This window comes from Ruegeria sp. YTSB088, assembly GCF_059609825.1.
In genome coordinates this window covers 275,888-287,465 of the sequence record NZ_JBXWMM010000007.1, presented here as the reverse complement: position 1 = coordinate 287,465, position 11,578 = coordinate 275,888, and the positions used below count along the sequence as shown (strand labels likewise).

Genomic DNA, 11,578 nt, shown 5'->3' with positions numbered 1-11,578 from the left:
AGATTTGGGTGCAGTCGCACCGGTGAGGGCGTAGGTTCTGAGAGCTTCGCCTCAAGATCGGCGATCTGCGCTTCAAGGCAGTACCGATTGCTGAGGAAGCTTGCCGGTTGAAGCAAGTCGACCCCTCCAAAAGTTGCACATAAACAATAGAACAGGAAGAGAACAGCTTGTGCTCCAGCTAATGCTTGATCGTCCAAAGCGGTTTTAACGCTATTTCGGTAGCAGACTGCACACCGCACTGTAGTGGATACATGCGCCTGCCGAGTGACCGGTCGCTTTGCCGCTAGAGCAGACATTGAACCCAATACACCGAATGACCGCACCGAGCCCAAAGCAGACGATTTCTTCGCAATGATCGCCAGAGTTAATCTAGATTTCAGTTTTTAGTTGAACGGACCCCGCCCGGTCCGGAAACATCTCGCGGCTTTCAGTCGACATTAGAGGAGCTAGCCAACGATATTCACGGTCTCACAATCCTCTTTATGACCGCACCGCTGGTCTAAAACAGACCCAGCGTGCTTGCAACGTAGCCGCTGATCCATCATCCTCACATAAGAAACGTTGGTGTTTGCGTTGTCAGCTTTTGGTCCGGTGTGGCGAATGCAAATCCAAAACGAATTGCAACGCGGAGGACGATCTATACCGATTTCAAAAAAACCTTGGACGCGGCGAATAGGTGCGTTCGCAGTACTGACCTTTGCAACTGGAATTGGTCACAGCTCAACTGCTCAGGTGCAAGATGTGCTTCCCGCAAAAGAAGATGTGACGGCCAATTTCGAAACCGACCACTTTTCACCTTATGCAGGACGGAATTTCCCGACTCGGGTATTGTGGGGTGACACGCACTTGCACACGGAAGTTTCGGTGGACGCTGGAACAATGACCCGTATGAGCCAAGAGGAGGCGTTCAGGTTTGCGCGCGGTGAAGAGGTCACTACAACTCATGGACTTAAAGCAAAGCTAGGACGCCCGCTGGATTGGCTGGTAATAGCGGATCACGCTGAGATGTATGGGCTGATGCCTCAGCTTCTCTCTGGTGACCCGGACTTGCTATCACAACCACAAGCCAAGGCATGGTATGATGAATTGGTCACAAATGACCCTGATCGGATCTTCGCAACGGCTATGGAGATCGTTGCGTCTCTTTCTCAACCGACTCCACCTTTCGAAGGCACCAAGGCCGCAAAAAACGCTTGGAGAAAGTACACAGCATTGGCGGAGCGCTACAATGAACCGGGCGTTTTTTCGGCTCTCATTGGATATGAGTGGACCTCACAGGGAGGCGATAACATTCATCGCAACGTGATATTCCGCGATGGTGCCGACATGGCAAACGCTGTTGTCCCTTACTCCCAGTTTGACAGTCAGAATCCTGAGGACTTATGGGCGCATTTGGCTGAGTACGAAAATCGCACCGGCGGTGATGTGCTCGCCATTCCACATAACGGCAACCTCAGCAACGGCCGCTTGTTTAGCGTTTCAAACTTTGATGGAACGCCTCTCACAGCGGAAATGGCCACCTTACGTGCACGGTTTGAACCGGTCATTGAGACTACACAAATCAAAGGCGACAGCGAGGCCCACCCATTTCTATCTCCCGACGACGAGTTCGCGGATTTCGACACGTGGGATGCGTCAAATCTCAACGGTACGCAAGCCAAGACACTAGATATGTTGCAGTATGAATACTCCCGTGAGGCCTATAAAACCGGTCTAATGTTGGAAGATGCAATTGGTATTAACCCCTACAAGGTTGGCCAAATTGGCTCCACCGACGCGCATACCGGTATGGCTGCGGTCGAAGAAGAGAACTTTTTTGGCAAACACTCTGGTGTAGAGCCAGAGCCAAATAGGTGGGAGTACGTGGTCATCGAAGCCCCAAACCCGGAGTTTACTATTTATGGGTGGCAACAAGCTTCGGGTGGATATGCCGCTGTCTGGGCAACCGAAAATACGCGTGAGGCGATTTTTGACGCCTTGGAAAGACGTGAAGTATACGGAACCACCGGATCGCGAATAATGTTGCGCTTTTTCGGTGGATGGAACTTCGAGGAAGAAGACGCAAACTCGCGCCTTCCCGCTGATATCGGTTATGCGAAAGGTGTACCAATGGGCGCCGATTTGCCCAAGCGTTCAGACAACGGCGTGCCAAACTTCCTCGTTGCTGCGCTGAAAGATCCTTTCAGCGGCAACCTTGATCGTGTGCAGATTGTGAAAGGCTGGTTAAATGATGACGGGACGCGTGGCGAAAAGGTCTACGATGTGGCCTGGAGCGACGACCGGCAACTTGGCGCTGACGGTAAGCTGCCGTTAGTTGGCAACACAGTAGACGTAGCAAATGCAACTTGGACCAATACCATTGGATCGCCTGAGTTGCTTGGCTTCTGGCAAGACCCTGATTTTGACCCAAACCGAAGAGCTTTTTACTATGTTAGGGTGTTAGAAATACCAACTCCACGATGGACCGCGTATGAAGCAAAACGCTTTGAAGTTCAGATGACAAACGACGTGCCTATGGTTACAACCGAACGGGCTTATTCCTCACCGATTTGGTATACTCCGAGCGGTCAATAAACGCAGCGAACCTTCTCCAATGCGCAGCTGGTTGCTGTTTAATCAAATGTCTGCGCGATCCGATAGATGCGTTTTAAGAGCTGAATTCCAATGGCTGCTTTGTCCCGCATGCGAGACGTTGCACAGAGACGCAGAGAATGTCCGGATTGGATTTCGGCCGATTTGAGTGATTTGAACGTCCGCTTTCGAGAAATCGCGCTGTAGTGCCGCTACTCGTTCCAACTTTTGGTGGGCTCGCGACCACCAAACTCGCCGCATGAGCAAAAGGCGGCTTCGTCCGCATAGCGGTCGTCCACACCGAGTGCAGCGAACGTCTGTTTCGAGCCCAATCCGGACGTTCAGATTCAGCACAAAACAAGATGCTGTTGAGCGCAAAACTATGAATGTGACTTCAACTGGAAACACGAATAACGCCATCTTGTTAAGATCATCACATTATCCATTTAGCCTGAAAATTAGACGCTACTTTCCGAGGCTGCATCCAACCAAGCCTGAATGACTTGAAAATTCTGATTTATGCGTGAAACTTAAAGCATGAGTGAGTATTATGATGAAATGTTCAAGGGCGATGGATCACTCAAAGGTCCATACGAAGAGATCGGCCGTTGGTTCAATGCTGAAGACGCATCACGACTGAGGGCCAAACAGCGCGAAGCCGAAGAGGTTTTTAGGCTGACCGGCATTACCTTTAATGTTTACGGCAAAGCCGAGGCCGAGGAGCGACTGATACCGTTTGATATCGTGCCGCGTGTCATTTCGGCACGAGAGTGGCAGCGGCTGGAACGCGGTATCGAACAGAGGGTGCGGGCAATCAACGCATTCCTACATGACATTTACCACCGTCAAGAAATTGTCCGGGCCGGGCGTGTGCCAGCAGAGATGATTGCCGGAAACGAGGCCTTCCTGCCGCAGATGCTTGGTGTCTCACCGCCCGGTCAGGTCTATACACACATTGTCGGCGTCGATCTGGTGCGAACCGGACCAGACGAGTTTTTCGTTCTGGAAGACAATGCTCGTACGCCATCCGGGGTCAGCTATATGTTGGAGAACCGGGAAACGATGCTAAAGATGTTCCCCGAGCTTTTTAGCGCAACCAATGTTCGGAATGTTTCAGACTACCCCCGTAATCTGAGGCGGTCTCTTGCTGCCTGCGCACCGGCTTTCGCAGACGGAGAACCTACTGTCGCGGTGTTAACCCCCGGCATCTATAATTCAGCCTACTACGAACATGCGTTCCTTGCTGATCAGATGGCCGTGGAATTGGTCGAAGGCCATGACCTACGCGTTGTCGATGGGCGGGTCTGCATGCGTACCACCAGAGGCTATAAGCCCATTGACGTACTTTACCGCCGGGTAGATGACGACTTTTTGGACCCCCTGAATTTCAATCCCGATAGCGCTTTGGGCGTACCAGGTATCCTGGACGTTTACCGTGCAGGAGGTATCACGATCGCAAACGCACCGGGGACCGGTATTGCTGACGATAAGGCGATTTATTCCTACATGCCTGAAATCGTTGAATTCTACACGGGTGAGAAGCCCTTGCTGCAAAACGTCCCGACCTGGCGCTGCAGTGATCCTGAGTCTCTCTCCTACGTGCTGGACAACCTGTCCGAGCTTGTTGTGAAAGAAGTACACGGGTCTGGCGGCTACGGAATGTTGATCGGACCGACCGCCAGCAAGAAAGAGATTTCGGCGTTCCGCGACAAGCTCAAATCGCGGCCCGGGAACTACATTGCTCAGCCGACGCTGTCGCTTTCGACGGTTCCGATCTTTGCGCGCTCGGGACTTGCGCCCAGACATGTTGACCTAAGGCCGTTCGTTTTGGTGTCCCCCGAGGGGATCAAGATCACACCTGGCGGTTTGACCCGCGTGGCGCTTAGGAAGGGATCTCTAGTCGTTAACTCAAGTCAGGGTGGCGGGACCAAAGACACCTGGGTTCTGGAGGACTGACCATGCTGGGAAAAACTGCAGGTGGGTTGTTTTGGATGTCCCGGTACCTAGAGCGAGCGGAAAACACGGCCAGGCTGCTGGAAACAGGTCAGCGGATGGCGTTGACCCGTACTAAGAACTCCGCTGAGGAATGGGCCTCTGTTCTGAAAACGGCCGGTGTTCTGGATGCGTACTACGCCAAATACGATGATGTTTCAAAAGACAACGCGGTGGATTGGGTGCTGCGCGATGCTGATAATCCATCCTCGATCAAGTCAGTCATCAAACAGGCACGAGACAACGCACGCCTTGTTCGAACCGCGTTGACCCATGACGTCTGGAGTGCAGTAAACTCCACTTGGATGCAGATCGATGAGATCATGAAGCGCCGTGTGAATGAGCGTGATTTGCCTGCAACGCTGGAACTTATTCGCCAACAGGCGGCTTTGGTTCGTGGTGCCACATTGGGAACCATGCTGCGCAATGACATTTTCGATTTCACCCGTATTGGTACGTTTCTCGAGCGGGCCGACAATACCGGGCGCATTCTCGACGTTAAGTACTATGTTCTTTTGCCCACGGCCTTTTCAGTTGGCTCATCACTGGACAATATACAATGGGAAAGCATCCTCCGCTCTGTTGGTGCGGGTGGCGGGTATCGAATGACCCATGGAGAAAAAACGCGGCCGTCTGATATTGCCCAGTTTCTGATCTTGGATCAGCGCATGCCTCGCAGCCTGCACTTTTGCTGCAGAAAAATTCAGGAGAACCTGTCATACCTGCAGAAAGACTATGGCTTTGCCGGGCCTTCGTGCGAGGCGTCTAAAGTTATCTACGAGAAATACCTAGATCAGATAATCTCCGATATTTTCGAGTTCGGACTGCATGAGTACATTCAGGATTTTCTGACAGATCTCGGCAACTTAAGCCGTCAGATAGAAATCGATTATCGGTTTTACGAGTAGCCAATGAAACTGCACATTCGACATGAGACACGATACGATTACGACGCGCCAGTTCCCTTCGGGCTGCAGCAACTGAGGAAGACACCAAAGTCATTCCGCAATCAGAACATTGTAAGTTGGAGCACCCAAATCACCGGCGGGCGCAAAGAACTGACATTTGAAGACTATCACCGCAACACCGTGGAGTTGATCAGTTTCGACGCGAACACCCAAAGTATCTCGTTGATCTCTGAGGGCGTTGTCGAGGTGGAAGACACCCATGGCGTCTTGGGGCACCACGAAGGGTCGACGCCTTTGTGGCTATTCAAAAGGAGCACCCCGCAGACAACGCCGGGGAAAGGGGTTGCCGAACTGATAAGCGCGTTGCCCAAAGGTGAACCGCTGGAACAGATACATGCTCTGTCCGAAACAATTCGAGCTCAGGTCGCGTACGAAATTGGAAGTTCGAACCCGGGCTGGAGCGCTGAAGATGCACTCAAAGCTGGGCGCGGTGTGTGTCAGGACCATGCGCATATCTTCATCACATGCGCACGACAGATTGGAGTGCCAGCACGCTATGTATCGGGTTACTTAATGATGAACGAAACGGAACTTCAGGATGCGACCCATGCCTGGGTCGAAGTGCATTTGGACGGGCTTGGCTGGGTGGGGTTTGACGTTTCAAATGGGATCTCACCTGACGATCGATACGTACGCGTCGCAACCGGGCTGGACTATGCCCAAGCCGCACCGGTAATAGGGAATAGAATTGGGGCAGCGGGCGAGCAATTGACAGTGCAGTTGCAAGTCGCACAGCAGTGACGGAGAATTTGATGACCTATGCTGTGGGCATGCGGCTGAATCGCGGACTGGTATTCATGTCCGATACGCGCACGAATGCAGGCGTGGACAATGTTTCGACCTTCAACAAGATGTTCAACTGGACAGTCGAAGGTGACCGGTCGATCACAATCCTAACGGCCGGAAACCTGGGCACTACTCAGGCCACGATAAGCCTTCTGGAAGAACGAACAAAAGCGCCTGCAGATCGTTCACCATCGATCTTAGAGGCACCGACAATGTTTCAAGTAGCGCAACTGGTCGCGGCAACATTAAACGATGTCATTGAAGAGCACGCCCGGACTGGTCAGCAAGCCGACAGCGCTTTTCATGCGACACTCATTCTAGGCGGCCAAATCAAAGGTGGCCCGTCACGCCTGTTTCTGATCTACCCCGAAGGTAACTTTATCGAGGCCGGCGCCGACACCCCGTTCTTTCAGATTGGTGAGACGAAATACGGTCGCCCTATTTTGGTGCGAGCCTATGATCCGGAAATGAGTTTTTCAGAAACCGTAAAACTCTTGCTTGTCAGTTTTGACTCCACGATTAAGGCCAATCTGTCTGTCGGGGCTCCGCTTGACCTGCTTCTATACGATGAAGACAGCCTTGACGGCGGTACGCGGTCAAGATTCGAATCCGACGACCAGTATTTTCGCATTGTTTCCGATGGATGGGGTGACGCGCTGAAATCGGCCTTGGCCAAACTTCCAGAATACAGATCGGGGCGAAAATCAAACGATTGAGAGTCCGCTATGTCCGCAGCCCTCCGGCACAAGCGGGCCAATTGCGGGAAAATCCTCAAGACATCTTCAGCGCTTTTCAACTCTGGGTCTGCCATCCGTCCCAACGCGGTCATTAATTTAAGCAGCTAGGGCATGCGTAAAATTGGCCTACTAGATTCTTAGTTCCACAGACGTTCGGCAAAGGCCAAATCCTGCTCCCGCACCCAAAATCACCAGTAAAATATCAAGCACTTAGCGCTCAAAGGGGCGCTCTTGGCGCTTGGGGCATCCGCATCCGGTGCTGTAACGGTGCTGCGCCACGGAGCAAAGAACAGCATCTTACGCGCACCAAATTCGACGTTTCTCTTGAGCCGATTCTCTCTCCAAGAAAAATCATACATACCCTTACCGTCAGTGCTGTCAGCGCCGTCAGCTACGGACCTGCATCCCGGTCGAAAACAACGCAAGACGCCGTTCAAGTACGACAAGCGCAGATATAAGCGGCGAAATCGCATCGAGATTATGTTTGGCAGGCTCAGGGATTGGAGGCGCGTGGCGGCACGCCACGAGCCTTGTCCCAAGGTCTGCGTCTCAGCAACTGTCATCTGCTGGTTATGAATCCTGACCCTAGCTGCATTCAGCTGTCTGGCGCTTTTTTTCCGGCCAGAATTCATCCACCACAACATATGCGATGATCACAAAGATAGCGGCGCTGGCAACTTGCATAACCCGAGTGATGCTCTTGACGTCAGCCTCGTCTGAAAACGGCGCAACCGACCCGCCATATACGATCAGAGCCGTTGTAATAGCTGAACCGGCTGCCGCGGCGAGCGGAGCTTGAGATTTTCCAAGCGCTCCGAGTGACAGACAGAAGAAGAAACACAGCAGAATGGGTGTCAGAATAACCGGAGCCATGACGTTTATTTCATAGCATACGATAGACACCGCAGCCCCAAGGAGGTTTGCCGTCAGCATAGATTTTGCAACTGTCTTGCCGGCCGCAGGCATCGCCGCAAGTTGCTGGCTCAGCAACGCGACAAAGAACAGAACCAGCAAAGCAGACGCGCCGGAAACAAAAAACGCCATAGCAAACGGAATGGTGACAAGCGACATCCTGACTATTCGACGATGTGGGTCGAAGTCCGGCGACAATACAGCTTTCTTTTGAGCTGCCGTTTGAGGTTCAGCAGGTATCAGTACGAACATCAGCGTCGATACCATGCCTGCAAACAGCAGGTTCAACGGAATCCAATACACTAGCACCAAGGCCAGATCCTGGGATTGCAGAACCAGGTTCGGGATCATCAACGCCCCCATGAGAGCTATGACGCCCGGTAAAACTCCGGCGCCGGAAACCGACCACATGAAAGACAGGATTATTCCAATTGCCACGAGAATGAGAAACACGAGTGGATAAGGCGAGAAGATCGACGACATAAGGAATGAAATGAACATCAATCCAATAGAGAAGACAAAAAGCTTGGCAAATGCTGCTAAAGGCAATGCGGCAGGTGCTTGCAGAAAAAGGGCCGTGAACACCGCGCCAACAACAGCGAGTGGCCAGCCAAGAAACAGGCCCAAGGAAAACACGCCAGTTACACCCAGTGCAAGCCGGGTGACAGAGCGTTGGTCCTCAGTACGCATAGGACAGAATTGAAACCAAGCGAATGTAGGTACGACCAACGAGGTTCAGCAAAGTGTTGTCACCTAGGTACATAATCACATCGGCCTGTCCGTTGAGCTGAAAGCGAAGGTCATCTTCTGTGCTTCCAGCTTCGTAACCGGGCAAAACAATCCGGACCGGGAACCTTTCAGGCTCTCGCAAAAACCCTTTGGTGCTTGGCGGGCTCGCCAATTGCCCGGGCTCATCACCGCCACTTAAGGAAACGGCCGCACTAAAGCTCTCGATGACGCCCGAAACGATTTTACCGGGATGCATGTCCAACACGACATCAACCGGGGACCCTATGGAGGCTCTTCCAAGGTTGTTCTCGGTAAAATACGCCTCGATCCAGACGTCAGTTGCATCAAGAAACGTCAATAGATCCTGACCGGATCGCGCATACGTCCCTGGCGCTATCAGCAGATTGGATATGACGCCCGTCGCCGGAGCGCGTAGTTCGGTCCATTCAAGGTTCAGTTCCGCATCCGCCAATGCAGCCAACGCGCGCTGGATTTTCGGGTTTTCAATCCCGTCGTCACCAAGCCTCTGTTTTGCTTTTTCCAGATCCGCTTTTGCGTTCTCAAAGTTTGCCTCAGACTCTGCAAGTTGACCTCGTGCATCATCGGCCTTTGAGACGGCAATCAACCCTTTCTTTTCAAGCGCAAAAACGCGTTCCGTTTGAATGCGCATTGTATCCAGATCACTCTGCGCCCTTGCCAGCTTGGCTTGTGCAGCTCTTACCTCTGCCGAGGATGCACCCACTTCCTGCGTGGCAGCTTCGAGGTCAGCTTCCGCCTTGTCGCGCTGAATTTCATAGGGTCGGGGGTCGATCCGGACAAGGACATCTCCGGCCGAGACAATCTGACCATTTTCGACCAGTACTTCAGTCACGGTACCAGTCACCTGCGGGACGATCTGGGTCGCCACGGCTTTCACTCTGGCGTTCCCGGTAAATGGCGTTTTCCGATCAGCGACCAGGTACCAGACAAGAAAAATCAGAATGACAGCCAGGGTTGTCCAGATCGTCTTCCTCATTTCGCCGCACCTTCTGCAGCGGCCTCGGCTTCGGGCGAGGTATCAATCCAAACCTTGAACAACTCATAAAAGACGGCAAAGAGTACCGGTCCCATGAATACGCCGATCAAACCGTACGCCATCATACCTCCGAGAACACCGATGAGGATGACCAACATGGGAGTCTCGAGGCCTTTTGAGATGAACACGGGTCTTAGGAAGCTGTCCATTATTGTGACGGGCACGGCCAATATGGTGAATATCAAAGCAGTTCCGCCGGACATGGAACTCCATGCGTAGATAATAACCGGTATAAGAACCAATCCGGGCCCGATTTGGATGATCGAGAGTATCAGGCAGATAAATGCCAGCGTGGCGGCCGAAGAAATTCCGAACAAAGCCAGCAGTATCCAAACGAAGACCGCCTGAATGGCTGCTACGCCGATCACGCCTTTTGTCACGTTCCGAATTGTTGCACCTGCCAGTGTTACGAATTCACCGCCGCGCGGTGCGAAAACACGGTTTGCAAAGCGTTGGAGACCTTGGACCAAATTTGGCCCGGGGCTGAACAACGCCCCCATAATCAATACGGACAGGGCCAAGCCAAGAAGCCCGATTCCGATGCCCAACACCTTTCCGAAGAGCGATTTTGTGATTTCAAGGATTTGCGCGCCGTATTTTGCAAGCGCGCCGTCCAGATTCCGCTCGAACATACCCCAAACATCGGAAATTTTGTCTCCAACCAATGGCAGTTCCTTAAGGCCCTCGGGCGCAGGCGGGACTTTCAACTCACCCTTGTCTGCTTGTTCCGCGAACTCAGACCCAAGTTCTGCAGCACCGGATATCGCCGTAGCAACCGGCCCCAAGGTCAAAACAAGACCCGCCAAAACCAAGATCGCCGCCGCAAGCTTCTTCCGCCCTCCCAACTTGGATTGCAGCCAATCAAATGCCGGGTACAGCGCAACGCAAAGGATCGTTGCCCAGATAACCACGCTTGCAAGCGGGGCGACCATGATCAAGGCGCTGTAGAGGAATAATCCGAGAAAGAGCAATCGTATTGCCAGATCGACAATCTTCGCGTCCTGAGTCTTTTCCATTCCATCCCTCCATGTGTTTTTCGAATGTTACACTCAAAAAACATAATATGTATATTTTTTTGAATTTTGGTGATCATCTATCAGCTTGAAGACACAAATGAATCCGGGCCACGGCTTGAGGGTCCCAGTCAAACCAATGCCTGGGCATGAACTCGATTTGGCCAAACTGGGATAATCTACTTGTCCGCTTTTTTGTCGTCCTGGGACAAGATTGTATCCGCCACTGTGGTCGCCGCGGTTACGAAGACACCGAGGCCCACGACGATGTAAATCATTGTGAAGATCTTCCCTGCCGCGGTTTCAGGTGAGAAGTCACCAAACCCCACGGTCGAAATTGTCACGACAGAAAAGTAGATTGAGTCGAGCCAACTCCAACCTTCGACAAAGTGGTAAAAGACCGAGGCCCAAAAAATCATTCCAACCGTGAATGCAAGAATGCCTTTCACTCTGCCGTCCTTGAGGGCGACGCCTATCCCTCGTGTTATTCTGGTTAGTGAGTTCATCATGTCCTCATTGTTTGATGAATTCACATATAACAGTTATTGGATGAATGTGGAGAATCCAGGGAAACCGGCTGCCTGTCGGTTGAAGGATGCGTCGACCCGCCAAAGGGTCCTGACCCCTTGATTTCCGTTTGGCAGAGTAACTCACGTTCGATAACGAGCGATAAACACGTCTGATCTCTTGGGGGCGGCCGACGCCTAGATGGCGCGTCTTGAACCCGTTGCCCAAGTTTCCCGGCAAGCCGCGCGTTCACTGCCCGTTATATCCATGCGGTCATCCCGCCGCGTG

At 52.5% G+C, this 11,578-nt stretch carries 9 protein-coding genes and 1 pseudogene; 6 read left to right on the top strand and 4 right to left on the bottom strand.

Annotated features, from left to right (window positions below):
- Positions 1-600 precede the first annotated feature (600 nt).
- The 6 genes and pseudogenes from AC2FFA_RS13780 to AC2FFA_RS13755 form a co-directional block, all read left to right on the top strand.
- Positions 601-2,574: a DUF3604 domain-containing protein gene (locus AC2FFA_RS13780; protein WP_496852030.1), complete on the top strand. Its 1,974-nt coding sequence runs from the start codon at positions 601-603 to the stop codon at positions 2,572-2,574.
- 534 nt (positions 2,575-3,108) lie between these two features.
- Positions 3,109-4,527, top strand: coding sequence for a circularly permuted type 2 ATP-grasp protein (locus tag AC2FFA_RS13775; RefSeq protein ID WP_496852029.1), 1,419 nt, complete (start codon positions 3,109-3,111; stop codon positions 4,525-4,527).
- A gap of 2 nt (positions 4,528-4,529) precedes the next feature.
- Entirely contained in the window at positions 4,530-5,471 is a 942-nt protein-coding gene (locus AC2FFA_RS13770; protein ID WP_496852028.1) for an alpha-E domain-containing protein, read from the top strand.
- Positions 5,472-5,474: 3 nt separating this feature from the next.
- The gene (locus tag AC2FFA_RS13765; protein ID WP_496852027.1) at positions 5,475-6,272 is read left to right on the top strand and encodes a transglutaminase family protein; all 798 of its coding nucleotides are present in this window, start codon (positions 5,475-5,477) and stop codon (positions 6,270-6,272) included.
- Between the two features lie 11 nt (positions 6,273-6,283).
- Complete coding sequence (locus AC2FFA_RS13760) at positions 6,284-7,033, top strand: proteasome-type protease (protein ID WP_496852026.1); 750 nt, start codon at positions 6,284-6,286, stop codon at positions 7,031-7,033.
- 426 nt (positions 7,034-7,459) lie between these two features.
- A pseudogene (locus AC2FFA_RS13755) lies at positions 7,460-7,630 on the top strand (IS5/IS1182 family transposase); the annotation flags it as partial.
- 9 nt (positions 7,631-7,639) lie between these two features.
- Here the strand turns inward: AC2FFA_RS13755 and AC2FFA_RS13750 are convergent.
- From AC2FFA_RS13750 to AC2FFA_RS13735, 4 genes are all read right to left on the bottom strand, one after another.
- Positions 7,640-8,656, bottom strand: coding sequence for a DUF2955 domain-containing protein (locus AC2FFA_RS13750; protein ID WP_496852025.1), 1,017 nt, complete (start codon positions 8,654-8,656; stop codon positions 7,640-7,642).
- Positions 8,646-9,710: an HlyD family secretion protein gene (locus AC2FFA_RS13745; protein WP_496852024.1), complete on the bottom strand. Its 1,065-nt coding sequence runs from the start codon at positions 9,708-9,710 to the stop codon at positions 8,646-8,648. The genes AC2FFA_RS13750 and AC2FFA_RS13745 overlap by 11 nt, the downstream gene beginning before the upstream one ends.
- A complete protein-coding gene (locus AC2FFA_RS13740) occupies positions 9,707-10,786 on the bottom strand; it encodes an AI-2E family transporter (protein WP_496852023.1) in 1,080 nt (359 codons plus the stop codon). Before AC2FFA_RS13740 ends, AC2FFA_RS13745 begins: the two co-directional genes overlap by 4 nt.
- Positions 10,787-10,962: 176 nt before the next feature.
- Positions 10,963-11,232 carry a potassium channel family protein gene (locus tag AC2FFA_RS13735; protein ID WP_496852022.1) on the bottom strand — a complete coding sequence of 90 codons (270 nt, stop codon included), beginning with the start codon at positions 11,230-11,232 and terminating at the stop codon, positions 10,963-10,965.
- Between the last annotated feature and the right edge of the window lie 346 nt (positions 11,233-11,578).

What these genes read in the sequence shown, in the direction of transcription:
- AC2FFA_RS13745 (WP_496852024.1), bottom strand. Translation starts at nt 9,710, where the DNA reads ATGAGGAAGACGATCTGGACAACCCTGGCTGTCATTCTGATTTTTCTT.
- AC2FFA_RS13740 (WP_496852023.1), bottom strand. Translation starts at nt 10,786, where the DNA reads ATGGAAAAGACTCAGGACGCGAAGATTGTCGATCTGGCAATACGATTG.
- AC2FFA_RS13765 (WP_496852027.1), top strand. Translation starts at nt 5,475, where the DNA reads ATGAAACTGCACATTCGACATGAGACACGATACGATTACGACGCGCCA.
- AC2FFA_RS13750 (WP_496852025.1), bottom strand. Translation starts at nt 8,656, where the DNA reads ATGCGTACTGAGGACCAACGCTCTGTCACCCGGCTTGCACTGGGTGTA.
- AC2FFA_RS13770 (WP_496852028.1), top strand. Translation starts at nt 4,530, where the DNA reads ATGCTGGGAAAAACTGCAGGTGGGTTGTTTTGGATGTCCCGGTACCTA.
- AC2FFA_RS13775 (WP_496852029.1), top strand. Translation starts at nt 3,109, where the DNA reads ATGAGTGAGTATTATGATGAAATGTTCAAGGGCGATGGATCACTCAAA.
- AC2FFA_RS13780 (WP_496852030.1), top strand. Translation starts at nt 601, where the DNA reads ATGCAAATCCAAAACGAATTGCAACGCGGAGGACGATCTATACCGATT.
- AC2FFA_RS13760 (WP_496852026.1), top strand. Translation starts at nt 6,284, where the DNA reads ATGACCTATGCTGTGGGCATGCGGCTGAATCGCGGACTGGTATTCATG.